This is a genomic window from Afipia dichlorophenoxyacetatis (genome assembly GCF_055386385.1).
Genome location: NZ_AP029250.1, coordinates 2,540,630 through 2,567,293, shown reverse-complemented (window position 1 = coordinate 2,567,293; position 26,664 = coordinate 2,540,630). Strand labels below are relative to the sequence as shown.

Annotated in this window: 25 protein-coding genes, 1 tRNA gene and 1 pseudogene; 8 read left to right on the top strand and 19 right to left on the bottom strand. The window is 59.4% G+C overall.

Going from position 1 to position 26,664, the window contains the following annotated elements; genetic code table 11:
* The first annotated feature begins 66 nt into the window (after positions 1 to 66).
* Positions 67 to 513: a hypothetical protein gene (locus tag ACZ5C3_RS11905; RefSeq protein WP_464037861.1), complete on the top strand. Its 447-nt coding sequence runs from the start codon at positions 67 to 69 to the stop codon at positions 511 to 513.
* Here ACZ5C3_RS11905 and ACZ5C3_RS11900 read toward each other — a convergent pair.
* Both ACZ5C3_RS11900 and ACZ5C3_RS11895 read right to left on the bottom strand, forming a co-directional pair.
* Positions 444 to 2,993, bottom strand: coding sequence for a two-component system VirA-like sensor kinase (locus ACZ5C3_RS11900; protein ID WP_464044730.1), 2,550 nt, complete (start codon positions 2,991 to 2,993; stop codon positions 444 to 446). The two genes, ACZ5C3_RS11905 and ACZ5C3_RS11900, sit on opposite strands and share 70 nt — an antisense overlap.
* Complete coding sequence (locus tag ACZ5C3_RS11895; RefSeq protein ID WP_464037859.1) at positions 2,990 to 4,021, bottom strand: cytochrome-c peroxidase; 1,032 nt, start codon at positions 4,019 to 4,021, stop codon at positions 2,990 to 2,992. Before ACZ5C3_RS11895 ends, ACZ5C3_RS11900 begins: the two co-directional genes overlap by 4 nt.
* Positions 4,022 to 4,529: 508 nt before the next feature.
* Between ACZ5C3_RS11895 and ACZ5C3_RS11890 the strand changes: the two genes are divergently transcribed.
* Together ACZ5C3_RS11890 and ACZ5C3_RS11885 are read left to right on the top strand one after the other, a co-directional pair.
* Entirely contained in the window at positions 4,530 to 5,570 is a 1,041-nt protein-coding gene (locus ACZ5C3_RS11890) for a helix-turn-helix domain-containing protein (protein ID WP_464037858.1), read from the top strand.
* A gap of 422 nt (positions 5,571 to 5,992) precedes the next feature.
* Positions 5,993 to 6,727, top strand: coding sequence for a response regulator (locus ACZ5C3_RS11885; protein WP_464038323.1), 735 nt, complete (start codon positions 5,993 to 5,995; stop codon positions 6,725 to 6,727).
* A gap of 342 nt (positions 6,728 to 7,069) precedes the next feature.
* Here ACZ5C3_RS11885 and ACZ5C3_RS11880 read toward each other — a convergent pair whose 3' ends face one another.
* Positions 7,070 to 7,636: a DUF1127 domain-containing protein gene (locus tag ACZ5C3_RS11880; RefSeq protein WP_464037857.1), complete on the bottom strand. Its 567-nt coding sequence runs from the start codon at positions 7,634 to 7,636 to the stop codon at positions 7,070 to 7,072.
* A gap of 281 nt (positions 7,637 to 7,917) precedes the next feature.
* Between ACZ5C3_RS11880 and ACZ5C3_RS11875 the strand changes: the two genes are divergently transcribed.
* Both ACZ5C3_RS11875 and ACZ5C3_RS11870 read left to right on the top strand, forming a co-directional pair.
* Entirely contained in the window at positions 7,918 to 8,676 is a 759-nt protein-coding gene (locus ACZ5C3_RS11875) for a gluconate 2-dehydrogenase subunit 3 family protein (protein ID WP_464037856.1), read from the top strand.
* Between the two features lie 29 nt (positions 8,677 to 8,705).
* Positions 8,706 to 10,472 carry a GMC family oxidoreductase gene (locus ACZ5C3_RS11870; protein ID WP_464037855.1) on the top strand — a complete coding sequence of 589 codons (1,767 nt, stop codon included), beginning with the start codon at positions 8,706 to 8,708 and terminating at the stop codon, positions 10,470 to 10,472.
* 124 nt (positions 10,473 to 10,596) lie between these two features.
* Here the strand turns inward: ACZ5C3_RS11870 and ACZ5C3_RS11865 are convergent.
* Both ACZ5C3_RS11865 and ACZ5C3_RS11860 read right to left on the bottom strand, forming a co-directional pair.
* Positions 10,597 to 10,691: transfer RNA gene (locus ACZ5C3_RS11865), tRNA-Ile, on the bottom strand.
* 134 nt (positions 10,692 to 10,825) lie between these two features.
* Entirely contained in the window at positions 10,826 to 11,578 is a 753-nt protein-coding gene (locus tag ACZ5C3_RS11860) for an SDR family NAD(P)-dependent oxidoreductase (protein ID WP_464037854.1), read from the bottom strand.
* Positions 11,579 to 11,713: 135 nt separating this feature from the next.
* Between ACZ5C3_RS11860 and ACZ5C3_RS11855 the strand changes: the two are divergent.
* Positions 11,714 to 12,603: pseudogene (locus ACZ5C3_RS11855) on the top strand (AraC family transcriptional regulator).
* Positions 12,604 to 12,642: 39 nt separating this feature from the next.
* On the opposite strand, the gene ACZ5C3_RS11850 reads toward ACZ5C3_RS11855, so the two are convergent.
* The 9 genes from ACZ5C3_RS11850 to ACZ5C3_RS11810 all read right to left on the bottom strand — a co-directional run bounded on the left by ACZ5C3_RS11850 (position 12,643) and on the right by ACZ5C3_RS11810 (position 21,000).
* Complete coding sequence (locus ACZ5C3_RS11850) at positions 12,643 to 13,116, bottom strand: hypothetical protein (RefSeq protein WP_464037853.1); 474 nt, start codon at positions 13,114 to 13,116, stop codon at positions 12,643 to 12,645.
* A gap of 345 nt (positions 13,117 to 13,461) precedes the next feature.
* Positions 13,462 to 14,436: a zinc-binding alcohol dehydrogenase family protein gene (locus ACZ5C3_RS11845; RefSeq protein ID WP_464037852.1), complete on the bottom strand. Its 975-nt coding sequence runs from the start codon at positions 14,434 to 14,436 to the stop codon at positions 13,462 to 13,464.
* A gap of 288 nt (positions 14,437 to 14,724) precedes the next feature.
* Entirely contained in the window at positions 14,725 to 16,035 is a 1,311-nt protein-coding gene (locus ACZ5C3_RS11840; RefSeq protein WP_464037851.1) for an MFS transporter, read from the bottom strand.
* A gap of 27 nt (positions 16,036 to 16,062) precedes the next feature.
* Positions 16,063 to 16,809 carry an FAD-binding oxidoreductase gene (locus ACZ5C3_RS11835; RefSeq protein ID WP_464037850.1) on the bottom strand — a complete coding sequence of 249 codons (747 nt, stop codon included), beginning with the start codon at positions 16,807 to 16,809 and terminating at the stop codon, positions 16,063 to 16,065.
* Between the two features lie 8 nt (positions 16,810 to 16,817).
* On the bottom strand, positions 16,818 to 17,423 hold the full coding sequence (locus ACZ5C3_RS11830; RefSeq protein WP_464037849.1) for a sulfite oxidase-like oxidoreductase: 606 nt from the start codon (positions 17,421 to 17,423) through the stop codon (positions 16,818 to 16,820).
* A 289-nt stretch (positions 17,424 to 17,712) separates the two neighbouring features.
* Positions 17,713 to 18,180 (bottom strand): DUF302 domain-containing protein, encoded by a 468-nt coding sequence (locus ACZ5C3_RS11825; RefSeq protein ID WP_464037848.1) that lies wholly within the window; start codon positions 18,178 to 18,180, stop codon positions 17,713 to 17,715.
* A 1-nt stretch (position 18,181) separates the two neighbouring features.
* On the bottom strand, positions 18,182 to 18,727 hold the full coding sequence (locus tag ACZ5C3_RS11820; protein WP_464037847.1) for a c-type cytochrome: 546 nt from the start codon (positions 18,725 to 18,727) through the stop codon (positions 18,182 to 18,184).
* On the bottom strand, positions 18,714 to 19,991 hold the full coding sequence (gene soxC, locus ACZ5C3_RS11815; RefSeq protein WP_464044729.1) for a sulfite dehydrogenase: 1,278 nt from the start codon (positions 19,989 to 19,991) through the stop codon (positions 18,714 to 18,716). The genes ACZ5C3_RS11820 and soxC overlap by 14 nt, the downstream gene beginning before the upstream one ends.
* Before the next feature lie 43 nt (positions 19,992 to 20,034).
* Positions 20,035 to 21,000, bottom strand: coding sequence for an MBL fold metallo-hydrolase (locus ACZ5C3_RS11810; protein ID WP_464037846.1), 966 nt, complete (start codon positions 20,998 to 21,000; stop codon positions 20,035 to 20,037).
* 138 nt (positions 21,001 to 21,138) lie between these two features.
* Here ACZ5C3_RS11810 and ACZ5C3_RS11805 point away from each other — a divergent pair, with 138 nt between their 5' ends.
* A complete protein-coding gene (locus tag ACZ5C3_RS11805; RefSeq protein WP_464037845.1) occupies positions 21,139 to 22,119 on the top strand; it encodes an AraC family transcriptional regulator in 981 nt (326 codons plus the stop codon).
* 11 nt (positions 22,120 to 22,130) lie between these two features.
* Here ACZ5C3_RS11805 and ACZ5C3_RS11800 read toward each other — a convergent pair whose 3' ends face one another.
* The gene (locus ACZ5C3_RS11800) at positions 22,131 to 22,310 is read right to left on the bottom strand and encodes a hypothetical protein (protein ID WP_464037844.1); all 180 of its coding nucleotides are present in this window, start codon (positions 22,308 to 22,310) and stop codon (positions 22,131 to 22,133) included.
* Entirely contained in the window at positions 22,307 to 22,945 is a 639-nt protein-coding gene (locus tag ACZ5C3_RS11795; protein ID WP_464044728.1) for a DUF4865 family protein, read from the bottom strand. Before ACZ5C3_RS11795 ends, ACZ5C3_RS11800 begins: the two co-directional genes overlap by 4 nt.
* A 95-nt stretch (positions 22,946 to 23,040) precedes the next feature.
* Between ACZ5C3_RS11795 and ACZ5C3_RS11790 the strand changes: the two genes are divergently transcribed.
* Entirely contained in the window at positions 23,041 to 23,892 is an 852-nt protein-coding gene (locus tag ACZ5C3_RS11790; protein ID WP_464037843.1) for a LysR family transcriptional regulator, read from the top strand.
* A 65-nt stretch (positions 23,893 to 23,957) separates the two neighbouring features.
* Here the strand turns inward: ACZ5C3_RS11790 and ACZ5C3_RS11785 are convergent, their stop codons facing one another.
* From ACZ5C3_RS11785 to ACZ5C3_RS11775, 3 genes are all read right to left on the bottom strand, one after another.
* On the bottom strand, positions 23,958 to 24,170 hold the full coding sequence (locus tag ACZ5C3_RS11785; protein WP_464038321.1) for a DUF1488 family protein: 213 nt from the start codon (positions 24,168 to 24,170) through the stop codon (positions 23,958 to 23,960).
* A gap of 647 nt (positions 24,171 to 24,817) precedes the next feature.
* Entirely contained in the window at positions 24,818 to 25,633 is an 816-nt protein-coding gene (locus ACZ5C3_RS11780) for an NAD-dependent protein deacetylase (protein WP_464037842.1), read from the bottom strand.
* A gap of 102 nt (positions 25,634 to 25,735) precedes the next feature.
* Positions 25,736 to 26,515 (bottom strand): transporter substrate-binding domain-containing protein, encoded by a 780-nt coding sequence (locus ACZ5C3_RS11775; protein ID WP_464037841.1) that lies wholly within the window; start codon positions 26,513 to 26,515, stop codon positions 25,736 to 25,738.
* Positions 26,516 to 26,664: the final 149 nt, after the last annotated feature.

Below are 26,664 nucleotides of genomic sequence, written 5' to 3'. Positions count from 1 at the left end.
GGTAGCTGCGCCGCACAGCATCGCGCCGAAGAACAGGCGCCCATATTGGGCGAACGGGCAAAGAGCTTGCTTCTCACGGAGGAGGCCCTTCCAGGTTACGGCATGTTGGCGATCGCGCTTTACCTCGGCGCGCAGGTGCTAAGACACATGTACCGTCAATTGACTACTGCGGACATCCTCTTGCTTGGGCTCGGCGCGTTGTTCCTGCTCGGCTCCTATGCCTGCTTCCGCAACAGTTGGAGCACAAACCAGTATCGCCGCATCCCGCCCCAAACCAGCATCACGCGAAGCTTCGACTTCGGTGACGACGATTCATCGCTCTACAGGACGGTCAAGCGCACTTACGCGTTGCGCCATCCGATCTACGCCGAAGCATTCGCGCGCATGAACGCAGATCTCAACGCCAAGTGGCTCGGACCGGAGCGCCGGCGGCGCGAGAGGTTTCATTTCTGGATCGTGGCCGTGATCTGCGCCTTGGTGGCAATTGCCGGCTGGTTCATGCAGGCCCGGTGATCCTGGCTGAGCCACACCAGCTTGCCCGATGACACGAGGCAGCGTGACAAAGCGTCAGCCAGATCGGTCGATGTCAATGGATAACGCACCAGCTCCGTGACGCCCGAGGTTGCAAGTTGCGTAGCGTCGAAATCACGCGCCGATGATGCGGCCAGGACAATCGGAAGGTGAGGCACGGCCGCATGCAACAGCGCTGCTCCTGTCAAAGCGGAGTCGGTTGTCTTATGAAACACCAGCGCCGCATCGAAATCGGTCTCGCCCGAGCTGCACGCCGCCTCAGCATCCTTGCATGTCGTGAATCCGATGGGCTCGAAGCCCAGGGCCGCGACGATTTCCTCATGACGCAGCAGACGCGCCGGATCGGGATCAAGCACCAGTACAGCCCTGCCGAAGTCGGCATCGGACACAGCGTGCTGAGCGGGCGGCGTAATCACATGCGGCGCATAATCGGACGGCAGCCAAATCGTGAAGCGCGTCCCCACTCCGACCGTACTTTGCACGTCGATAGCCCCTTTATGGTCCTCGACAATTTCCCGCACCGTCGCAAGACCGAGGCCGTTGCCGTCGGAGCGCGTGGTGAAGAATGGCTCGAAGATCCGCTCCATTGTCGCCCGATCCATGCCTTTGCCAGGATCGGAAACTACAACCGTGGTAAAGCGCCCCGGCGGCAGCCATTTGCGCCCGATCTGGCGCGCCTCCACCAGATATTCTGAACTGATGTGGATCTCGATGGTGCCTGGCTCCGCCATCGCCTGCGCCGCGTTGTTACAGAGATTGAGGATGACCTGCTGCAGCTGCGCGGCCTCACCGGAGAGCATGGCCGAGTCGGAGGTGTCGGCCACCGCAAGAGAAATGTGCTGCGGCAAAGAGGCTTTCAGCAACGAGACGGCTTCGCCGACAAGCGTCTTGACGGATACTGCCCGCCGCTTGCCCTCGCCGCGGCGGCCAAAGCGCAGGATCTGCTCGACGAGTTCGCGCGCCCGCTCGCTGGCACGATGAATTTCGATCAGACTCTTGCCAGGGTCTTTCCCAAGCGCGATGCGCGTCTCCGCGATCTCGGTGTATCCGTGAATCGCCGCTACGATGTTATTGAAGTTGTGGGCGATGCCACTGGCGAAGGTGCCGATGGTCTCCATCCGCTCGGCGCGCTGCAGGTTTGCCTCCAGCTTCTCTTTCTCCTGTTCGAGCAACGCTCTGTCCACAGCGTTGGCGATCGCATCAAACGCCATGCGAAACAGCGCGAAATCATCCCGGGAGCCGAGCGCACGGGCGTTTAGGCCATCGAATCCCAGGATGGCATCCACCCGCTTGCCGATGCTGCGAACGCAGAGCCAGCTCTGCAGCCCAGTCGTCGTGAGCAAATCTCGCTCCGGTGCATGCGCCGGGGTGAAGCTTGAGGTGCGGATGATGCCGTCCTTGCCCGCATCGAGGCGAAATGCATGGTCCAGCATCGGCGCGGACCAGTCTTTCGGAAATTCCGCACCGTTGCGTGTCCAATGATAGACAAGCGCAGGCTCCGCCAGCACGAAATAAGCACGATCCGCGTCAATGAATTTGGCGAGCCTGCGCAACGCCCGCTCGACGGACGTCGCCAATTCGTGATGCTGCGAACTGATGAACCCCATGGAGATATTCGTGATCATACGCTCGAAGGCGCCCTGCCGCCGCAGCGCCACCGCGCGCTTACGCAACTGAAGCGCAAGAATCACCAGGAAGACCACCAGCAGCAGCGATGTCGCATAGAGCCAAACGCGGTACCTCCGTGCTGAGGTCCGCGCTGCGACCTGACGCTGGAAGATCATCGACCGCAGGACATCCTGCTGTCGGCTATCCGCCTCGCTGATCAGCGCCCTCAACAACGTGTTGATGTCAGGCAGAAGGGTCCGCAGCATTCCCCCATGGGCGAGAATGGCGGCGATAGCGTCACTGTCATCCGGTGTCCGGTCGACGGCGGACAACTCGTGGAGCCTGTTCTGCACGTCCTCCACCGTCGTCTGCGAAGTGTCGATAGTGAGCAGCAGCATCGCGCCGGCAAGCCGTGTCGCGGCGCCCGCCACCGGCTTATTATCGGATGCAAGCAGACGCGAGGTCAGCACTCCGAAATAAACAACGGAGTTCTGCAGTAGTGCATTCTTGGTCTTGAATTTCTCGATCAGAGTAAACTCTCGATTCGCGCGATCCTCGAGCGCGCCGATGGCCGGGGCCTCAGGCGCATTGGGACCAGCCGCCTTGCGCAGCCTTTCAAGAGAATCCTGAACAGCATCGCTCATGCGCACCAGCGCATCGTAATTGCGCGACAGCCCTGCTCGCGCCGTCAACACCTCGCGATGGAGCCCGCGCTCGAAGCGAAGGAAATCCTCCAGCGCTCGCATCTCCTGGTCATAACGGGGGGAATTGAGATTCAGCCCGCTGAACTGCAGCCAGGTCAGCGCGCCAAGCAGCAGCAGGACAACGATACTGGTATAATGGCTCGACTTCATGGCGCGGCCCGAACGGGAGCGCCCTGATACTCTCCCGTCAATGTGTTGAGATAGGCGACAATTGCCGCGATATCTTCGTTCGGCAGCGCTGTGTTGAGCTGGATGCGCGCCATCCGGCGAACCGCCCCATCGAGCGTCCATGTACTGCCGTTGTGAAAGTAAGGAGGCGTCACGGCGACGTTGCGCAGGCTCGGTACACGGAAAACATCCGGAGGACTCGAAGGCGGCGCAGTGAATACGCCGCTCTGCTCGAACAGATTGCCGCCGACATTCACACCCTGATGACAGGACACGCAGCCGAGTGACTTGAATAGATGATAGCCTTTCAGCTCCTGAGCCGATAGCGCATTCGCGTCGCCTTTCAGCCAACGGTCGAACTTGCTGTTGGGCGTCAACAGCGTGCGCTCATAACTGGTGAGCGCATCAAGAATATTGTCTGCGTCCGGCCCTGTTGCGTAAGCCTCAATGAAAGCACGGCGGATCTCCGGGTCGGCATGGAGCTTCGTTGCGGCATCGCCGAGCGTGATGCCCATAATGTGCGGGGACGTGAGCGATGCAGCTGTATCAGCTTGCAATGTCCGGAAGGCACCGCGCCAACCAAAACGAAAACTGAGCGCAGCGTTGAACATGGTCGGCGTGTTGAACTCCAGCATCGCACCATCGAGACCAAGGTCGTGGCTCTGCTTAGTCGCGCCATTGGTCAGCACATCATGGCATGACGCACAACTGTGACTGTTGCCGCGAGAGAGTCTCGGATCGTTGAACAGTTGCTTCCCGAGCGAAACCTTCAACGGATCGATCTCCGGCGGATCAGGAATGGGTGTGATCGGCTCACTAACGGCAGAACTCGCCTCGGGCATTGGCGTGACGGATTGCGCAGTGCAGAGCGAAAAAGAGAACATCGATCCAAGGATTGCGAGAAAGCCGACGGCCACGACCAAAACCGCGCTCCGAACACCAAAGTGCTCGGGCGCCCACGCAATACTTTCGATGCGATCGATATCGTTTGGATCCACCCTGCCGCTCATTCTGATGCTGATCACGATATGGGCGCTGGTCTGCAATGGCTGTAGACTTCCTTGCCGCATGGCAGGGATACAAACAACGGCGCTTGGACGCGCAGACCAGTGCACGCGCTCACACCGCATCACGGACAATGACGGGCGCGCGTTACAGCATCGTCACCACGAGACCTGGGTGTATTACTGCTGTAACATCTTCGCCACCATTTAGCCATCCTTCGCACCGGCACTATCCGCCGAGACCGCCACGGCGAGGCTCCGAGAAGCCAGGCCCGCCAGCATCGGAGCCGCTTGAAAAAGCGCTATAGACGGCCGTCCCAAGACGCACCGTGCCCCCTCTCCAAAACTCTGTCAGGCATAACCACGCTCTCGCTTGCACGATGATTTTCAGATAGTTACAAGCCATACTGGTGTGGCGCTCGTTCTTAGGTTCTGACATTCGCAAGGGAGCCCATTTCAATGGGATGCGAATGTTAAAATCGGACCGCGGGCTTCTTTAAGTGATGATGCGGACGTGAGTGAGACTATATCGGCTGACGAGGTGACGGACGCCCCCGCGACCTATCCTGAGTACGGGGCGCATGCACTGGAGCGGTTGCGCGCGGCGACGGCAGACATCTGTGACGTAAATCCCCTCACCGCCGAAGATGACTTCCATATCACCACCCTCACGATGATGACCGGCAACGCCATAATCGTCGATTCCGCCTCGACCGCACTGGAATACGACCGCACCCCCGCGCACATCGCCCGCGGCGGCCTCGATCACTATCACGTAACCCTGTGCCTGCATGGCGAGATGTGGTTCAGCTCCGGCCGGCGGGAGCTGAACATGAACCCCGGCGACATCTGGTTGGTCGACATGGTGCAACCAAACCGGACAAGGTTGACAGGCGTGGGCACAGAGCGCGCCCGGCTGATGTCGATCATCTTGCCACGCGCCGTGCTGGCGCGGCGGCTGGCGAATCCGGATTCGGCGGCGGCGTCATTCCTACCGGCAAGCCACTCCCACGCGCGGCTTCTGGCCAGCCACTTCGCTGCGCTATGGCAGCCCCCCGTGCCCGAAGCCGGCAGTCTGGAGGCCGCCATCGAGGCGATGGCCGATATCATGGCCGCGGCAGCAGGCTGCACCGCCGACACAGAGCATGGCGTCGAGCGGGCCGAGCGCCATCTGTATCTTTCGATGATCAAGCGCCATATCGCGGCCGATCTCGAAAGCCCGCTGACTGCCAGCGATCTTTGCCGCCATTTCGAGATCTCCCGCGCCACTCTCTATCGCCTCTTCGAAGACGACGGCGGACTTGCGCGTTACGTGCAGGAGCAAAGGCTCAATCGCGCCTTGATGCTGCTTATTTCGCCGGCATCACAGGGCAAGCGCCTGATCGATTTTGCTGTCGATCTTCGGTTCAGCAGCGACTCCACCTTTGTCCGTGCATTCCGCCGGCAGTTCGGTCTGACGCCGGGCGAGATCAGGAAATTGTTCGAGGAGTGGGTCCGCGAAACAGGAGTGGCGCCGACGCTGGACAACCTGCTCCACAAGCTGACCCGACGCTAGATCCTCGCCAATCGCAACCTCTAATTTTCCTTGCCGCGCGGCCGGAATACAAACAACGGCGCGCAGATGCACAGACCAGCACTCACACATGTTCTCCGCGAGAGATGATCACGCACGCGCCGTTGCAGCCTCATCTCCGTCGGGCGTGGCGCGTGTTACGGCTGTAACCGTCCGCGCCACCATTTCGCCATGGCTTGTCTTTAGCTGAGTTGCTCCGCATCACGTGCTTGGCGTGCGCGCGCGGCATCATCTGCACACGCAATCAGAGAAAGTCAGAATCGTTCAAATTTCGCCCATATCTTGGGCGATCGATGCTTATATCACGAGCTATCACGCGCTTGGGGCGAAGCGTGACTGGAGCCGCCATGAAATCCGCGACCTCGGCCTTGATGCTCCCCAATGCTGGGAGAACGAACGACGACATGAGCGACGAGCTGAACAAGCTTGGCCACATCATTGTGGTCGACGACGACGAAGCGATCCGACACATGGTGATCGGCTACTTCGAAGAACAAGGCATTCCCGTCAGCGCCGCTTCAAACCGGAGCGAACTCAATCGCCACTTTGCCAAAGCACCGCCGAGCCTGGTACTGCTCGACTTGCGGCTCGGCGACGACGATGGACTCGACCTGTTGAGAGAACTCAGGTCGCATTCAGATGTCCCTGTCATCATCATGACAGGTCATTGCGTCGACGAAATCGACCGCGTGGTCGGCCTTGAGCTCGGCGCGGATGATTATCTCGTCAAGCCGTTCGGCCTGCGTGAGTTGCTTGCACGCGTGCGGGCCATTCTGCGGCGGCAGGAGCTTGGCCGGGTCGCCCGCTCCCGCGACCCCGAACGTGGCGGCTACCGCTTCAACGGATGGCGGCTCGAACGACGCGACCGACGGCTGCTTGATCCGCAGCGGCAGCAGGTCACCTTGAGCAAAGGAGAATATGCTTTGCTTTTGGCGTTTCTTGAAGCGCCACAGCGGCCGCTGACCCGCGAACATCTGTTGCAAGCCACGCGCGTTCACGACGACATCTTCGACCGCAGCATCGACGTTCAAGTGCTGCGGCTGCGGCGCAAGCTGGAAACTGATTCGCGCGCACCGCGCGTGATTCAGACGACTCGCGGCGTCGGTTATACATTTACCCTGCCCGTCGAGCCGTTCTGATCTTACGTAGTTAAGCGGCGATGACGTTTCCGTGCCGGATCACGAAAGCATCATCGCCGCTGCACACCCGCGCATGACAGCGGGCCTGCCTCGTATCCCGAATCCAAAGCTCGCCTCATCGTGCAGCGCGCTCCGCGCCACACTCGCGTGGTTCAGGTTCAGAAGTTCGCTTAAAAGCCTCGCCGAGAAAATGAAGCGAACTTCTGAACCACCACATGAGGTGCCGCGCTGTGCACCGGCCACTTGAGCTGGCGCAAAACCTGAGACGCACGCCCCCATGTACAGGTGGCCGCATAAGCTCCGCGCCAAACTTTGAATCCTGCGATCGTCAGGCTGATCACATCAGCAATCATGACAATACCTCACGACATATTCGATCCGCGATCGATGCGGAATGCCCATGTCCTGCAGCGTCTCGTCGTCGAGTTCGGAGAGCGCATCGACGGCGCGCTTGATGTCCCGCTCCCTGCGCAGATGCTCGCCAACTGCGATCGCAACTTCTTGGGACGATGCCCACCAAGTCCAATTCGGAGCAGCTGATGAAAACGGTACGGGATACATCGCGGCCGCGTGTTGCCCGTTCGCGGACTGGATCTCTTGCTTCTCTTCAGGCCAATGATCGTCCTGCAGGAAATCCTCCACCGGACGCGGCGAGACGCCGCCCATCGCAAGACCTTCAACGAAGAAGTTGAATACCTTCGACCAAATCGTCTGATCGTCAGCATCCCTCTTCGGTGTCATCTTCGCCGCGTCCAAATTGACGCTTCCGAGATGCCGCGCGGCACGCGAAATGCCGTTGGGCGCAGTGGCGCGATGATCTATTTCTGCACCAACGCCCGCCTCGACATTGAGCGCGTAGTACAGCGTTGCAGGCTTCAGTAATGTGTCCGATGAGTATTCCTGTCGCATCAGTCTTCTCCCATAAGGCTAGGTGCGGGAGAGAATGTGCAGTCTCGCTGTTACGTCGTGGTCACGCATGCGCGGAATCTGGCTACGTTCGCAATGCGGTAGTCATTCTTTTGCCACGCCAATGTCATCTCATCTTCATATCGCGCGATGCGAGGCCTTTTATTCTTATTTGCCTCGTCGATGTTGAAGATCGTTCATTTTCATCGTGCGAGTAATTCACTTCCACGAACTTAGAACGTTTGCAAACTGCATTCATCTCAACGTGAAAAGCGAGTTTGGCCATGACGATCAAGCGTCGTGAATTCGTTGTGGGGGCCGGTGTTCTTGGTGTTGCCAGCGTAACTGGCGGATCGATCACTCCACAACCTGCATCTGCGCAACATGCGATGCACATGGGCAAAAAGCAGGTTGCGCAAGCATCTCCATCGACACCTGCGCAGGCTGCAACGTCTACCCCACCCGAGAAGCGCACTTATACTTTTCTCAATCCCGATGAAGCTAGTTGGGTCGAAGCCGCGGTGAATCATATGATTCCGGCGGATGACTTAAGCGCCAGCGGCGTCGATCTGGGGATTGCCTATTTCATCGACCAGCAACTCGCCGGCGGCTTCGGACAAGGTGGTAAGATGTTCATGCAAGGTCCTTGGCATCCGGGCCTGCCTCAACAAGGCTGGCAGGTTCGCCTCTCGCCTGCGGAGGCTTATCGTGCCGCGATACCTGCGATCAACGCTTACTGCACGAAGACGTACGGCAAGGACTTTTCATCGATCACGGAAGATCAGCGCGACGAGGTGTTGAACGGCCTCGGCACAGGAAAAGTGGATTCCGGGCCGCTCCCCGCAGGGCTCTTTCTCGATCTGCTTTATCAGAACGTGATGGAAGGCTTCTTCAGCGACCCCGCTTATGGCGGCAACCGCAACAAGGCCGCGTGGAAGATGATCGGCTATTCCGGCGCGACCGGTAACTTCGTCGACCTCATCGAGACCACCTACAACAAGCCTTACACCGAAGAACCTCAAAGCATCGCTGACTTGAGCTGATCCGATCTCAAATCGAAGGAGCATTTCCGATGGCGACGAAATTGAAATCCGTCGACGCGGTCATTGTTGGTTTCGGCTGGACCGGCGCCGTGCTCGCCAGAGAATTGACGAAAGCAGGCCTCAATGTGGTGGCCATCGAGCGTGGCGGAATGCGCGACACGACGCCGGAATTTTCCGCGCCCATGATTCATGACGAACTTCGCTTCGCTATACGGCACGATCTGATGCAGGACGCGTCCCGCGAAACCCTCACCTTCCGAAACAATGTCGACCAGACCGCACTTCCGATCCGGCGCTGGGGATCGTTCCTCCCCGGAAACGGCGTCGGCGGCGCTGGCGTCCACTGGAATGGTCAGCACTACCGGTTCGCGCCGAGCGAGTTCAGGATCCGCAGTCACTACCAGGAAAAATACGGCAAGAAATTCATTCCCGAAGGAATGACGATTCAGGATTGGCCCGTTACCTACGACGAACTCGAACCCTATTACGACCGTTTCGAATATCTCTGCGGCACCGCTGGCAAGGCCGGCAACATCAAGGGTGTGATCCAGCAAGGCGGCAATCCGTTCGAGGGCCCGCGTGCCCGCGAATATCCCAACCCTGCGATGAAGCGTAGCTTCCAGATGAAGCTGTTCGAGGATGCGACGCGTGAGATGGGATTCCATCCGTACGTTCAGCCATCCTCCGACGTCACGCAGCCCTACACCAATCCTGAAGGCGTTGACATGGGCTCCTGCGTCTACTGCGGGTTCTGCGAACGCTTCGGTTGCGAGATGTCAGCCAAGGCAAGCCCGCAATCGACGCTGCTGCCACCTTTATTGAAAGACTCGAAGTTCGAGCTGCGCACCCTTTCTCATGTGACCAAGGTCAATCTCGACTCCACGCGCAAGAAGGCCACCGGCGTCACCTATGTCGACTCGCAAGGTCGCGAGTTCGAACAGCCAGCCAACATGGTGCTGCTCTGCGCCTTCGGCCTGCATAACGCGCGCCTGATGATGCTCTCCGGCATCGGCCGCATCTACGATCCCAAGACCGGCAAAGGCGGCGTCGGACGCAATTACGCCTACCAGATGTCCAGCAGCGTGACCGCGCACTTCAACGACAAGATCTTCAACCCGTTCATGGGGGCCGGTGCGTGCGCCATGATCATGGACGACTTCAACTACGACAACTTCGATCACGGCCCGCTCGGATTCGTCGGCGGCTCTTATCTCTGCGTCGAGAGCAAGGGTCAGCGGCCGATCGATTTCCGCAATCTGCCTCCCGGCGAACCGCGTTGGGGCAAGGGCTGGAAGCAGTCGGTGGCGCACTGGTACAACCGCACATTCGTGATTGCCGCCTTCGGCAGCGTCACTGCCCAGCGCGGCAACTATCTCGATCTCGATCCGAACTACAAGGACGGCTTCGGCAATCCGCTGCTGCGGATGACGTTCGATTTCAGCAAGAACGATTTGGACATGTCGAAGTACTGTACCGATCGTTCAGCCGACATCGCGAAGCATATGAAAGCGGACAAGATCGGCATCAACTATCGCAAGGGACCTTATTCGATTGTTCCCTACCAGACGACGCACACCACCGGCGGCACCATCATGGGAGCCGATCCATCAACCAGCGCCGTCAACCGCTATCTCCAAAGCTGGGATGTGTCGAATGTGTTTGTGATGGGCTCAGGCGCCTTCCCGCAGAACCCGTCGCATAACCCGACGGGCACTGTCGGAGCCCTTGCCTACTGGGCGGCCGATGCGATTACAAAGAAGTATCTGAAATCGCCGGGCCGTCTGGTCCATACCTGAGCGTCATCGATCCTCCCCGATCACGCTCAATGATGCGCTGAAGTGAAGACAACCGCGACGCGAGAGACCGCGCGTCGATCGATTGTGCAAAAACACCGTGCGCGTAAAATTTTCCACGCGCGCATGGTCCGGGGCGTCGGACTCGAACCGACCCGCGAACAGCCATCTGCTGCCAATTAAGGGGGTATAAGGCCCTCCCGCACACCCGTGCTGCCCCGGCAAATTAGCGGGAGCGACGTATCAGGTGATGAGCGGCGAGCGACTTCATACGGAATCGATATCATCGCCGCTGCATTGTTGCAACTGGATGAGGTGATGCGGAGAGCATCACCGCATCAATTCATGGAGCGGTGTCAAATCATATAGCCGCCGCCGACCTCGATGGTCTGCGCGTTGACCCATGCATGATCATCCGAGAGTAGCGACGCGATCATCTTGCCGACATCGCCCGCCTCACCCAAACGGCCAAGCGCGGTCTGCGAAGCCAGCAACTGAGCGAACTCGGGATATTTATCGAGCGCGCCGTTGGCGAGATCGGTACGGATCGGTCCGGGCGAAATCGCGTTGGCGCGGATGCGGCGGTCGCCGAACTCTTTCGCCATGTAGCGCGTCAACACTTCGAGCCCGCCCTTGAACGATGCATAGGGTGCGACACCGGCCGTGGCCACACGTGTCGATGCGCTGGTCACGTTGAGGATGGCACCCCCATCTGCCATGAGCGGAAGCAATGCCTGTGTGAGAAAGAATGGTCCCTTCAGGTGCACGTTGAACAGGCTGTCGAACACCGCCTCGGACACATCGGTCATCGGTATGAACACGCCGAAGCCCGCGTTGTTGACGAGATAATCGAACGATGTCCGTTCGAACGTGTCTTGCAGCACCCGCGCGACTTCCGTGACAAAACCGGGAAAGGCCGCGGTGTTGCCGACATCGAGCGAAAGTGCCACGGCCCTGCCGCCGGCGCCTTCAATCTCCTGCACGATCTCGTCCGCGCCCGCCTTGTGGCTATTATAGGTGACGATCACGCCCATGCCGCGCGCGCTGCATTCGCGCGCCGCCGATTTGCCGATGCCCCTGCTTCCTCCAGTGATGATGACTACTTTCATTTCCATCTCCTGACATTGCGATGGCGCGTAACCTGTCAGAAGGCGTGATCGCGGGAGCCGCCGAAAGCTGGCGCATGTTTGCCTAATCCTGCTTTTGATCTTGAAAGCCGATGACGGCCGGGTCAGAAATCCGCCATGGAAACAATGCTCGAGGAAATGCGCCGTTTAACGGTCGGTGCCGAAAACCGCAGCACCGAGACCGGCATTCCCGGCGTGGTGATGGTGCGCGGCGAAGTCCCCGAGCATCAGCTCGCCGCCGTCTATGAGCCGATGATCAACCTGATCCTGCAAGGCGGCAAGACGCTGAACATCGGCGATCAAGTGTATCACTATGACACGGCGAACTATTTCGTGATGTCGATCGACACGCCGGCCACCGGCACTGTGCATCATGCCGGTCCGGGGCGACCCTATACGAGTATCGCACTCATGCTCGACCCGATCCGTGTCGCGGATCTCTTGATGGATGTTCCGGTGCAGCCCAATACCGGCGGTCAGCGCGGCGGCTATTCGGTGTGCACCGTCACCCCTGAACTTCTCGATGCCTGGTTGCGATTGCTGCGGCTGATGGTGCGGCCTGCGGATATTGCAGCGCTCGCGCCCGCCTATGAGCGCGAAATCCTTTATCGCGTGCTGCGAGGCCCCCAAGGCTGGATGCTGCGCGACATCGCAGCGCCGGACAGTGCGCTGTCACAGGTACGCTCGGCGATCCGCTGGATCAGGGCGCATTACGCTGAAACCGTGGAAGTCGAACAGCTTGCGCGGATGACCTCCATGAGCGTCTCAGCCTTTCACCGTCACTTCAAGGCGGTGACAGCGATGAGCCCGATCCAGTTTCAGAAACGCATCCGCCTGCTGCAGGCGCGCCAGCTTTTGATTTCCCAATCGTGAATGCATCGTCCGTCGCCTATGACATAGGCTACGAAAGCGCGTCGCAATTCACCCGGGAATACGCCCGCTTCTTTGGCCTGCCGCCCGCCAAGGACGCTGCACAGATCCGCGAACGGATCAAAACCGCAGCATGATCAACGGGCAAACGGCGCTTCGCAAACGCCGCCCACAACTCACTCTGCAGGAGTCGGCACCGGCTGCGCGATCTTTTCCTTGAGATCCGTGCAGGTCTTGCGAACCTCCTCGGTCATCCGCGTGCAGTTCTCAATCTCCAGGAAGATGCGCTTGGCCTCCTCGCGGTATCGCGCTGCGGTCTCCTTCATTTCCTCGGAGGCTTGGAATGCGTTTTTCGTCATCGTCTCACATTGCTTGACGCGTTCGATCAGCTCGGCGCCCATGCCCTCGATTTCTTTCGCAGCAGCCTCGTATTCGCGGACTACAGCTTCTGCCGAGAGTTTGCCGATTTCGGTGGCACCGTCGCAATGCTGAACATAATCAGGCATCGCGCGTGCCGGCATTCCAGGCTTTGCAGGTACGACATTCAAAGAGCGGTTTTCACGAATTGGTAAAAAACTGTGAACCTGCGCTTCAATCTCTCTTTCCAAATCAACCAAGTCCAAGACTTGTCCATCTGTCGGCTTCACCATCACTAGTACTCCTTCGGTTACAAAGTCAGTCCTCGTAATCGGAGCTTAGTTGGTCACAGCCTCATCTAAATCTATTCAAAGGTTTTTTGGCGATGAGTACTTTCCTCGTCTCCAACGCCCGGCCACGAACACTGTAATCCGATGCGCGGATACAGGGCTCCATCCCGCCATAAGCCTCGCTTCACGATACCGTGAGGTTGGAACCGCGCTTGCGCAAGTGATAGTTGCAGCAGCCTGCCGGCCGCGGTGCCGCCGCGCCAATCCGCAAGCGGATCCAGAGCGCGGCGTAATAACCCCATGTGGCCACATCGAAATACATGACAACGACTCGTCTCTGCGTGAGAACTAACGATGGACCACCACCATTTTACCGCCGGCTTCGTTGGCCTCCATGACGCGATGCGCCTCGCGGATGTCTTCGAAATCGAAAACGCGTGAAGGCTTCGCATTGAAGCGGCCCTGCTCGATCTGGCGCGCGATGTCACCGAGCGGAACGTCGGATACTGGAAAGCCCGGCGTGCCGAACACGAAGCTGCCGAAGAAGGTCAGATACACACCGCTCGACATTTGCAGCAGCGGATTGAAATCCGGGATCGGCGCAAGACCACCCAGCCATCCCGCCAGACACGCTTTGCCGCCGCGCTTGAGCATGTCGAGCGAGCTCATGATCGTGCTGTTGCCGACGAGATCGAGAACGGCATCGAGTTGCTTGGTTTCAGGAAGGCGTTGGACCAGATCAGCACTCTCGCGCTCGGCACGGTGGGCGCCCAACGCCTCGAGCATGACGAAACGATCCGGATTTCGCGATGTCGCAATGACGCGCACGCCTGCATTCACCGCCAGATTCACTGCAGCCTGGCCGAAAGACGACGTTGCACCACGGATCAGAAGTGTTTGTCCCTTTTGGATGTCGAGGTTGCGGAACAAACAGGTCCAGGCTGTCGCATATGTCTCCGGAATGGCGGCGAGATCAGCCCACGGCAAATCGGACTCGATCAGCGCCACATTCGAGACAGGCGCGCGGGTGAATTCCGCATAGCTGCCGTTGATGGTGCGCCCAAGTCCGCCCATGAGGGCTGCTACTTTTGCGCCGACAGGAAACTCACCGCCGGGGCAGGACTCGACAATGCCTACGCATTCGATCCCGCTCACTTCCGCGGCTTCCGCCCACTCCCCGCGACGCATGTGCATCTCGGCGTGGTTGATGCCGAACGCCTTGATCTTGATCACCACATGGCCGGCCTTCGGCTCCGGCTTTGGAATGTCCTTGTAAACCAGGCTGTCGAGGCCGCCGAATTTCTCCAGAACGATGGCGCGCATGTGAGCTCTCCTTGAGCATGTCGCCGCTCGACGGCGATCGGTGATTGACGAGGCAGGTAAGGCCGATGCCCGCCAAGTTAACATAACCTCTTTAATGACATTAATATGGTTACATTGCATCGGCGTAACCTGTCAATATCAATTTGAGAGGTTAGTAATATCTTTGAATCTGCACGCCATCCCAGCCCGCGACGTCCAACTGCTGGTTGCGGGGGGTATCCAGCCGAAAAAGGCCGGTGGCCGATCAAATCATTTTCGTGAGGATCGTTTGCCGCTTGCCGGCAGCGATCAAGCAGACGTAGCGGCCTTCCCCGGCGCAGATTCACGAATCAGCGCCATGGCGGCGAGGCCAACGGCAGTCGCAAACAGCAGATACCACGCAGGCGCCAGCGCATTGCCGGTGACGTGAATGAGCCACGTCACCACCAATTGCGCCGTGCCGCCAAACGCAGCAATGGCGACGGCATAAATGATGGCGAACGATCCGCCGCGAATATGCTTCGGCAATCCTTCCGCGAGCGCCACATAGAACGCGCTATAGGGAATGCTGCCGATCAGCGACAGCACGCCGAAGCCGCCGAGCAACGCCCACGCGCTATGCGTATTCACGATCCACAAGAACACCGGATAGGTCAGCAGCAGCGCCGCAAGCTGCGGCCACACCATGATCGGCCAGCGCCCGTAACGATCTGCAAGCCAGCCGCCATAAAGAACGCCCGCGAGACCGAGCGCATTACTGACCACCGTGGTGCCGAATGCGAGCCCCGGCCGCACATGCAGTGTGTTCTCGGCATAGGTCGTCATGTATTGCGTGACGTAAGTGATGATCGTGCCGCTGGCGAGCACAAGCAGGCCGAGGATCAAAAGGCGCAGATGATTGCGTACACCACCGGCCGCCTTGGCCGCGGCTTCTGGCGTGTCCCCTTCATTCTCCGGCAGATGCAGCGACTCCGGCAGTCCCCTGCGCATCCACAAACCGAACGGCAGACAGACCGCGCCGAGCAGAAACGCGATGCGCCAACCGTAAGCATCGAGCGCCGCGCTGCTCATAGTTTCGGACAGGATCGTGCCGACCAACGCGCCGATAGTTGCCGCGATCTGTTGGCTCGCCGGCTGCCAAGAAACCGCCAGCCCTCGCCTGTGTGGCTCTGCCGTTTCCAGCAAGTAAGCCGTCGTCGGCCCCACCTCACCGCCGAGCGAGAAGCCCTGCACCATGCGCGCGATGATGGCGAGGATCGGCGCGGCGATACCAATGCTCTCATAGGATGGCGTCAGTGCCAGCAGGATGATGGCACATCCCATCATGGTGAAGCTCAGCACCATCGCAGGCTTGCGGCCCACACGGTCGGAATAAGTACCGAGCACGAGCGCGCCGATCGGCCGGGTGATGAACCCCGCACCAAAGGTCGCCAGCGACAGCATCAAGCTGCCGAACTCACCTTGCGTCGGGAAAAACGTGCGGCCGATTTGAATGGCGAAAAAGCTGTAGGTGATGAAATCGTAGAACTCGAGCATGTTGCCGATGGTGACGGCAAGCGTGGCGCGGCCCGGCGACGGCAGCGCGGTTTGATCGATGGTGGGAGCGAGTTGTTCAGACATTATTTACGAACTCCCACGTCCACATGTTCACCCGCCGTAGCGCTCGGTCTTGATCATATCCGCGGGAATTCCAGCGGCCTGCGCGCCGTCCGTCGCAGCATTGACGAACGCGTTCGAACCGCAGACAAAGACATGAAGGGGCGGCCCGGGCAATCGTTTCACCACATCGGCAACCATCGCAGCATCGATGCGTCGGCCGAAATCCTGCCCGCGAACACTGGCTTCGCGGGTGAGATTCAACACAAATGTGAAGCCGCTCATCTCTTTGTTGAACTCCGAGAGCTCATCGCGAAACAGCGCTTCGTCCCACGTGCGCGCCGACAGCAGCAGAAGCACCGGAACCGTCGAGCCCGCAAGGTTCGCGGCCTTCAAATGGCGCACCATGGACACCAGCGGCACGACACCCGAACCGCCGCCAAGCAACAGCAGCGGACCGCCGTCGGTCACTTTCCATATGAAATGTCCGCCGAGCGGCCCACGCACCTCTATCTCGTCGCCCTGCACGATGACATCGTGCATGAACATCGACACCTCACCGTCGTCCAGGCGCTCGACGGCGAGCTCAATACTAGTGCCATGTTCCGGGGCGGAGGCGATGGAATAGCTGCGCATTGCCTGATAGCCGTCCGGCGCGGTCAGCCGGATATCGACATGCTGCCCCGCCTGAAATTCAAACGGATGATCGAGCGACAGGAAGAAGCTTTTGATGCGCGGCGTGCGCACGACGATATCGATGACGGTGGCGGTCTGCCAGCGCACAGAGCCTTCTGACATGCGTGAACTCAATCTCCCGAGTAGCGCTGCTCGCGCCAGGGATCACCATACATGTGATAGCCGCGCAATTCCCAAAAACCTGCTTCGTCGCGCTCGGTGAACTGGAGGCCGTTGAGCCATTTGGCCGACTTCCAGAAATAGAGATGCGGCACCAGCAGCCGTGCCGGCCCGCCGTGGTCGCCATCCAGCGGCTCGCCGTCAAAGCGCAGTGCCACCATCGCCTTGCCGGCGAGATCCTGCATCGGCACGTTAGTGGAATAGCCGTCGAATGAATGCGCCAGCACATAGGGCGTCGGCGCCTCGATGCCCGCCGCTTTCAGGATGTCGTCCACGAGAACGCCTTCCCACGCGGTGTCGAGCTTGGTCCAGGTGGTGACGCAGTGAATATCGCGTGTCATCTGCGTCATCGGCAGCGCGTTGAATTCAGTCCAGCTCCAGCTCTTCACCGGACGCGGGCCGACCTTGAGGGTGAAAGTCCAGTCCGCGATGCGAATGCGCGGCGTCGGCCCGGCGCTCAACACCGGAAAGCCCTTTTCAAGATGCTGTCCCGGTGGAATGCGGCTGCTCAGATCCGTCGCCCGCGGGCGGCCGGTAAAGCCTCGGGTCGTCGCCATGCTGGTCTCCTGCTCTCCGTGTGCGAATACACTGAATGTGTTGCACAAAGATAAGCGGGAATGTTGAGTAGTCTAGTGCCGCGGATTTGAAGTTCTTCCAAACGAACCCGCACGCTCGATGAAGAACTTCAAATCCAAAAGCGGCACTACAATCATAGGTTTGCTAGTGTCCCTTTGATTCCGAAGCTCGCATCTGAGCAAGCCGCAAGCCCGTGCGAGCTTCGGAATCGGGACACTAGCGACGCTTACGTGAATTGTGTCATCTGATTGTTCAGGTGCGACGTACGCTTTACGGAGCCGTCGTCGCCTTGGCAGCGATCGCCTTCAGCGCGCCCGACATCCCTTCGACAACGGGCTTGGCGGCGTCGCCGAGTTCATGCCGATGCGCGAGATAGGCAGGATCGTTGTAGGAGAGATACGTCGTTCCGGCCTCATCTTGCCAGACCAGCGCCTTGAGCGGCAGATCAATGCCGATCGTCTGGACCGATTGCATCAGAGGCGTCCCGCCCTTGGCCGCTCCGAAGATCAAGAGATCCGTCGGCCGCAACGGCAGGTCTACGGCAGCAGCAGCGGCAGCGTGATCAATGTGGGCAAACACCGTCATGCCCTTGGCGCCGATTTCTGCCTCAAGCCGCTTCATGGTCTCTTCCGGTCCAAAGCTGCTGCGTGTCGTGATCAATCCATCTGCAGACATGGCATACTCTCCAAACAGGGTTAGAGCGACTAACGCGACGATGAGTGTCCTTGCGAGTCTCATGTCATTTCTTCCTGAACAGTTTGGCTGGATCGAAATTCGGATCCGGCACGAAACCATCGCGGTTCGGCATTTTGATTTTCGGCAGGCTGTCGCGATCAAGCTTGCCGTCGTCAGTCAGAATGCCGTTCAGGCTCAGGATGTAGGCCGCGAGGGAGTAGTAATCGTCGTTGCTCAGCGACCCCGGCGCCTGGTACGGCATCGCCCGGTGCATGTAGTCGTACAATGTCGTAGCGTAAGGCCAGTAGCTGCCGACGGTTTTCACCGGCGCGTTCGACGCCAGCGTTCCCTGCCCGCCAGCCAGTCGGTCCTTGATGCCGCCGACGCCGTTGTCGCCGTGGCACACAGCGCAGTTGTCGGCGAAGATCTGCTTACCCTGCGCAACGGTGCCGCTGCCCGGCGGCAATCCCTTGCCGTCCGGTCTGACGTCGATATCCCACAATGCGATTTCATCGGGCGTCGCCGGACGGCCGAAATCATATGCGAGCACGGGCGAGACAAAAGCCAACGCGATCGCTCCGGCGAGAAAGGCTTTCTTAGTCGAGGACATTGCGAACCCTCCCCGTCTCGTCGATGCTCCAGGTCTGCTGTGCGTTGTAGTGAAACAGCGCATTGGTCCCGACCTCTGCGATGAACGACTTGCGGTCCGGCTGGACGTTGCCCTTGTCGTCGATCGAGCGGCTGACGATCTTGGTCGGTTTACCGTCCCAAACCCAATCCATCTGGAATCGAGACTGTGCTTTCGGCAACGTCGGAAGATTGAGTTGCGCGGGCTTCCAGGTCTTCGCGCCGTCGGTGGAGATTTCCACGCGGGTGATCTTGCCGTGGCCGCTCCATGCAAGCCCGGTGATGCGATTATATCCGGGCTTGATCACCATCGTTCCGGAGGGCGACGTGATCACAGAGTTCGTATCCATCCGAAGCTGGAATTGAATGGCCTTGCCGTTGGCCTGAAGCTGCGTGTAGCGCGCCGTTTCCCAGCGCGTCATCCATGGCCGGTCGCCGAATTCGAGGCGGCGCAGCCATTTGATGTTGAGGTTGCCCTCGAAGCCCGGCATGACCAATCGCATGGGGAAGCCGTGTGCTGGCCGCAGCGGCTCGCCATTCTGGCCATACGCGACGAACGCTTCGTTCAGGATCTCATCGGTGAGCGGAATGCTGCGGGCGACCGCCGCCGCGTCACCCCCCTCGGCGAGCATCCAATTCGAACCGGAATCCTTTCCGACCAGATCGACGAGAAACTTGAGCGGAATTCCGGTCCATTCGTTGGTGCTGACAAGACCGTGCGTGTTCTGGACGGTGACGTTCTCGTCAGCCTTCTTCCAATTTTCCCAGCCGTTGCCGGTGCATTCGATGAAGACCGTGCGCGAGATCGACGGCATCGCCTTGAGATCCTCAACGTTAAACACCAATGGCTTCTTCACCATACCGTGCACAAGCAGTCGATGTTTGGCCGGATCGAGATCCGGCGCGCCGGAATGGCTTCGCTCGTAGTGCAGATCCGACGGCGTGATGGCGCCGAAGAGCTTGTCAAGCGGCGTCTTCGAGTTGATCGCGTCGCTCGGATCAATGTTGCGCTTGCCCGGTGTGGATTCTGGAATGCGGGCGATTTTAACATACTTCGATCGCTCGCTTGTTCCACCGAGGTCGGCACCAGGCTCGCGCGGCGGCACGTCGGCCAGCGTGTCGGCAACGGCCTTTCCCGCAACGATGCTCCCCGCAAGGCTTGTGGACGCTGCGATGAAATTCCTGCGTGACAAACCGCGCTTGGCGTTGATGCTTCCAATGGGAAGATCGCTCTCTTGAATGGACATCTCGGTTTCCGAATGTTTGCTGTTTGAGTGGAGCCTGCGACGATCAAACCCCTTCCCACGCAATGCGGGTAAAGAACGCTGGATCGATCACGAACTGCCCCCACTTCGCGTCAAAGGCTGCCGTCGGCTTGGCCTTGATAATGTCGTCCAGGGAGAGACCCTTCGCCTTGAGGGCGGCAACGTTGCCCCGGATATCGACCAGCATGTCCCTGAACTCGATGAGCTCAGCGCGGTGACCAATCGGACCATGGCCCGGCACAATAATTGTCCGGCCGGTCGTCATCGCGATGCATTCGCTGGCCCCACGGATCGTGCCGTCGATGCTGCCACCCGTGGAATAGTCGATGAACGGATAGATCCCATTCCACCATATATCGCCGGTGTGCAGAATATCGGCTTCGGTGAAGTACACCGAGATATCACTATCGGTGTGCGCAGGCTGGTGCACCTTCAAGTAAATGGTCGATCCATTGTGATGAAGCGTCTTGTCGGCGGTAATCAGCTCGCTCGGCAATGCTCCCGCCGGTGATGGCGGAAAATCGAAGCTCCAATCCGCGACACGTTGCGTCGAGGCCAAATGCTTCCGCGTATTCGTGTGGGCCAGAATTTCCGCGCCCGCCGCATGAAGCCACTCGTTTCCATCGCAGTGGTCGAAGTGCCAATGTGTATTGATCAGGCGCTTGATTGGATTGGCATCGAGACTATCCAGCGCCTCGACGATGCGGGGCTTTGTGGCCGTAATCCCCGCATCGACAAGAAGTTTTCCATCTGGACCGGTCAGCACCGCAATGTTGCCGCCGGACCCTTCCAGTACACTGACGTTCCCGCGCAGCTTGTGCACGGTGATCTTCGCCTTCGCAGCCTCGCTACGCATCATCTCAACAATGCCGCTTGCCTGGGCGAAGACTTCTCGGGGCGTGAGCCAACCTGCAGCCGCCGCGGTTGTGGCGGCGAGACAGCACAAGCAGAAGCCGCGTCGTGAGAGTTGGTGACGTGCGTGTGTAGACATCGTGACGTCTCCTCGTTCAGCTAAAGCCGCGATAAGCTTGTCGTGTACGGTGCTGGATCTATAAGAAGGACGGTATTTCCGGATGGTCGCCGGGCAAATGCTTGCCAGGCTCAGGCTCGTGTCCGCACGGATCATTCAATGGGTGAGACATTTCGAATGATGGAAGGCTCCGCATCCGACGCCTTGAGTGGTTTGGCGCCGCTGCTGAGGGTGCGTCCGGAATTGCAATATATTTGCCGTTTTGAAGCGCAGTGGGCATCCGACCACCCGCGCGAACGTAACTCTTGGGCGCCATTTCACATTGTGACAGGCGGGAACTGTGTGCTGCACCTCACAGCGGCCGACCGCTCTATTCCACTCGGAACAGGAGATGTCGTCGTTCTCCCGCACGGAAGCGCTCACGTCGTGCACAGTGTAACAACGTCGCCCACGAACCGCGGGCCGTTCGGCATTCAAAGCCAACCGAATCGCGCAATTCTTGTTAAATCAAACACCGACGCGGAACCGGATACCCAGCTCGTCTGCGGCCGGCTCAAGTTCGAACATGCCGGACAGAACTTCGTGATGGCGGCGTTGCCGGAAGCCATCGTCATTCCAGGCGCAGTCGGACAAGACGCGCAGCACATGGAGCGCCTTATCGCCTTCATCAAGATGGAGCTGGAAAGCGCTCGTTCCGGCGCTGCAGCCATCGCGACCGATCTGGCAAGCGTGCTCCTTGTTATGGTGGTTCGTGCGCATATCGAATCCGAGACTTCATCCGCGAGCGTTTTGGCTTTGCTTGGTCATCCGCAGGCAGGCCGCGTTGTCGCGGCGATGCTGAACGACCTAAGCCGCGCCTGGACGCTTGATGAGCTGGCCGCTCTCGCAAATGCGTCGCGGGCAAACCTCGTCAGAATTTTTCGCAAGACGGCGCAGGTGTCGCCGCTCGCATTTCTTTCCGAGATGCGGCTTGAGCTCGCGCGCCGAAAGATATCGGGATCAAGCCGCCCCCTCGCCGGGATTGCCGCGGACGTGGGCTATCAGTCCGAGAGCGCATTCAGCCGCGCTTTTCAGCTTCGGTATGGCATGCGCCCCGGTGAAGCACGAACTGAGGCACGCTCCTCCAATAGTCGCTCATAAGCCGCGCTAGATCAAAACAGCATTCGCCACACTCCAATCGCGGCATAGGTCATCCCGATGATCACCGCGAAGGTCGCGATGATGCCGAGCATGTAAGCGGCCATTTCGTCGCGTTGTGACGGCAGACCGGGCACCTGGTTGAAACGAACGGGCCTGCGATCAACGCGACCGGCTTGCAAACGATTGCTCACGCAGCGTCTCCTCGCGCGAGCGTGTCCAGCAAAGGCTTCGCCAGATAAAGCACTTCATAGCCCGTCCCCGCCTCACTCCCGGACGGCGCGTTTTCAGACAGAACGAAGTGCGTGAATGTCCAGTTCTGCGGATCGACCCCGACCGCAGCAGCAACCGTGCCCGGCTGCGTCGCCCCCTCCCGGTTGCGTGCGATGGCCCGTTCACACGCCGCCGTCAGCTCCTCATCGAGAGGAATGCTCACCTCTTCCTTGAAGGCAAAGCGAGCATCGCGGCCATTCCCCTTGCGCGCATCCAGCACAAAGCGTGTCGCGATGTCCGCGCGCCCGAAGGAATCCGTGACTGTTTTGTAGTGACCCGCCACCAGGAAATTGCGGAACGCGTCATCCTGTCGCCAGAGATAAAACGACGAATAGTTGTGAGCGATGGCGCCGTAACGCCCACTTTCGCGCAACAGGAATCCCTTGAAGACCAACTCGGGGGTCGCGTCCCACAACGGGCCTCTTTCCTTCGCCCGCGTGCGGATCTGATTGATATCCAGCGTTGCCGGTAGACGGTGAGCGTAGTTCGCCATGATCATGATGAGACCCTTTCTCCAGGCCGGCTCGGCATCGGCAAATCGCCTGCTTTCACCCAAGCCTCAATCGTTGGTTTTGATCATAGAGCCACGTTGATCATTGGAAAATCATATGGAATAATATTTCAATGATTACGATTTGAAATGGATGCCCTATGAAAGCGCTGGATATCGAAGCCGTGCAGGCCTTCGTCCTTGTCGCGGATTTCAGGAGTTTCACCCGTGCGGCGGAGGCGCTCGACACCACCCAATCGGCGGTCAGTCTCAAGATCAAACGTCTAGAAGACGGACTCGGCCGGCGGTTGCTTGAGCGCACATCGCGCCTTGTCCGCCTGTCCGCCGAAGGCATGACCTTTCTGGAGCCGGCGCGTTCGCTCGTGGCTGCGCATCAAGGTGCGGTCGGATCGTTTGAGGCGGAGCGCCGCCGTCTCGTGGTCGGCATCAACCATCACATTGTCGGCGCCGAGCTGCCGCGCCTCCTGAAACAGGTCAACAGCTCAGAGCCTGGCGTGGTGATGGAAATGCGGATTTCCACCTCGCGCGATCTCGTCGCTGCATATGATCGCGGCGAGCTTGATGCAGCCGTGGTCCTGCGTCACGACAATCGCCGCGATGGGGGCGAGATCATCATGGAAGAAGATTTTGCTTGGATGGGCCTGCCCGACTTCGAGCACCACGCCGGCGAACCTTTGCGGTTGGCGACACAGCCTGCGCCCTGCAGCGTGCGCAGCATGGCCGTCGATGCGCTCGATGGCGCGGGAGTGGCATGGACGGAAGTTTTCGTCGGCGACGGCATCAGCACAGTCGGAGCAGCGATCTCGGCGGGGCTAGCGATTGCCGCGCTTGGCCGGCGTGTGGCACCGATGGGCACGGTCGATCTCACCGCGCGTCTCAATCTTCCACCCCTGCCCGCCCGCGACATCGTCCTCTATACGAGCGCATCGGACCGGCTTGCCCGCAATTCACTGCGGACACTCGCCGCAGCGATCCGATCGACAGCGCTTTGAATCGCGGCCTTCACTGATGCGCTGACATAGCATTCACCCGACGGCGTACCGACGAGACAATATTTTCAGCGAAAATCCACGCTGCGGAGAACGACACCCGGAGGATGTCCCTCAAGTTCATGATTGGCGAATTTATGCGAGGCACGCTCTTCAATGCGATCGCGGAGCCGGAGAAACTGTTCTTCGCGCTGGGCAGGTTTCACTCCGGTCTTTCCCTCCAGCCCGTCCATGGCAGCGGAACTGATTGCACATGCCACCTCGGTCGCAGCATCCGTCATCGTGAACAGAACGATCATTCTGTCATAGTCAAAATGCTGAAAACTTCCTCGCGTGAGCGTCATGGCATAAGCTCCTTCTTTGGTGAAACATCAGACGGGAGCGCGACACTCTCAATCACCGGTATTGGTCATCAGACGGTCTATGATGGCAAGATTCTACGCCTCTTCGTGAAATGAGGCCACTGCCAATTAAAACCGCGCCGCCTACCGAAGGAAACGACGCGGTCAAGGTGATGAAATAAGGAACCAGGAAAGGGATTACTGTGCGCCTTAAATGACGAATAGGCCACAAAGAAAGAGGTCGTCGCCTGCTGAATTAACTGGCTATCTGATTACCGAAGGCGCACTGTCTTGTATCGCCGCTCGTCATCCGGCAACAGCGGTGACTGAGAGTGTTGTGCTCCCGCCTCATTCAAGAGAGGTGAGCCATGCGCGAAGCCAAACCACCTCCTCCAACATGTCCGCTTTGCAAAGAGCCGATGAGTTTCATGTTCGCTCCACTGGGCGCCCGTGAATTTCGCTGCGAGCATTGCAACCAAGCAGATCCGCTGACCTCACCGGTAACTCTTGGCTGGCTTCGAGGCGAGCTTGGTAAAGGACAGCAATTTAGTTCGCGTTCCGACAATCGATATCGCTCCCGCTAAGCCTCACTCTCGCAGCAGAAACGAAAGCGCGGCCTCGCATTGGTCTTCGACTTTCAGCGACAGCAAATCGTCGCCGCGCGTGCGGCCAAGATTCACCGCCGCAATCGGGATGCCGCGCTGAGCCGCCATCTGCACGAAGCGAAAGCCGGAATACACCATCAGCGATGAGCCGACGATCAGCATGCCGTCGGCGTTGTCCATATGTGTCCTTGCCGTCTCGACCGTCTCGCGCGGAACAGTCTCGCCAAAGAACACGACATCCGGCTTCAGGATGCCGCCGCATGATGCGCATGGCGGCACGCTGAAAGACGAAAAATCCTCGTGATCAAGATCGGCGTCGCCATCCGGCGCATCGCGTCCGCCCAGCTCAAGCCACGCACCGTTCGAGCGCGCGAGTTCTGTCTGGAACGCATCGCGTGGGCTCTTTTCGCCGCATGCCATACAGCGAACCCTGTCGAGCCGCCCGTGCAGATCGATGACATCACGATGACCCGCCACCTGATGCAGCCGGTCGACATTCTGCGTGAGAAGAATCTCGCAACCGCCTCTGGATTCGAGATTAGCCAGCGCGCGATGCGCACCATTCGGCTGGGCGCGGCCGAAACGTTGCCAGCCGATCAGGCTGCGTGCCCAATACCGTTGCCGGTTGGCTTCCGGGCCCATGAAGGATTGATAGGTGATCGGCGGCGTGCGTTTCCAGTTGCCCTGGTTGTCGCGATAATCGGGAATGCCGGAATTCGTGCTGCACCCTGCCCCGCTGAGCACAAAAAGACGCTGATATTGATGGATGAAAGCTTCGAGAGCGCGGCGGTCCGACATGGTCCCTCATTTAGGGCACCCCGCGCCTGATTTCCAGATGTGCAAGGCTCTGCTGCAAGGCGCGAGAATGAGAAACGCCGGGAGCGCAAAGTAGGCGCGAAACTAGAACTTTTCGTTCGCGGCGTCCGCCAAGGCTTTGTCATAGTCCCCCGCCTTGAGGGACTGTGTGAGCCATCTGTCGATTGCCTGCTTCAGGGCGCCGTCACGCGTCATCCAATAAGCCTTGTCGAAGTGATCGAATGGTCCCGGCACCTTTGCCGCACACAAAACACCCGGATGCTGCCGCGCCTGATAATCGACCTCTGCGCCATCGGTGACCATGACGTCGGCTTGATTGCTCACCACCGCGCCGAAGACCGTACGGTTGTCATCACGCTCCTCCAGCGAGGCGTGCGGGAAGTTCGCCTTGGCGAAACGCTCATTGGTGCCGCCGATATTGACCACGACACGCACGCCAGGACGATCGATCGCCGCGATCGACGTGTAGCGCTCCGTGTCCGAACAACGCACGATCGGGCGTTTGCCGTCCTGTAACACCGTGATGGAGAAATCGCCGATGGCCGCGCGATCCGGCGTGACGCTGACGCCGCCCATGGCCACATCGAAGCGATCTGCCTGAAGATCCGCCGCCATGGCCTTCCATGTCGTCGGCACGATCTCGAGCGTCACACCGAGCGACGTCGCCAATGCGTGCGCCATCGTCACATCAGCTCCGTGAAATGAGCCATCCGGCGCGCGGCGCGAATACGGCGCATAATCACCCGTCAGGCCAACGCGCAAGGTGCGGGTGGACTCAATGGCGCTGAGCGGACGGCCGTGGGCGGCCATGTTTGCCCCCATGACGATAAGTGCAAAGGCAGCGGCGAATGGCGGCAATCTCAAGTTTCATTCCCTTTTATGTTGCAAACGTAACGCAAACCGAACTGCGGCCGTCAACGACTATCATGCGCCCGTCACCGCAGCAAAGCGGGCGTCGCGGAGGACGCGTAGCCTGCTCACTTAGTCGCAAGACAACGCGCCAATCTGATCCG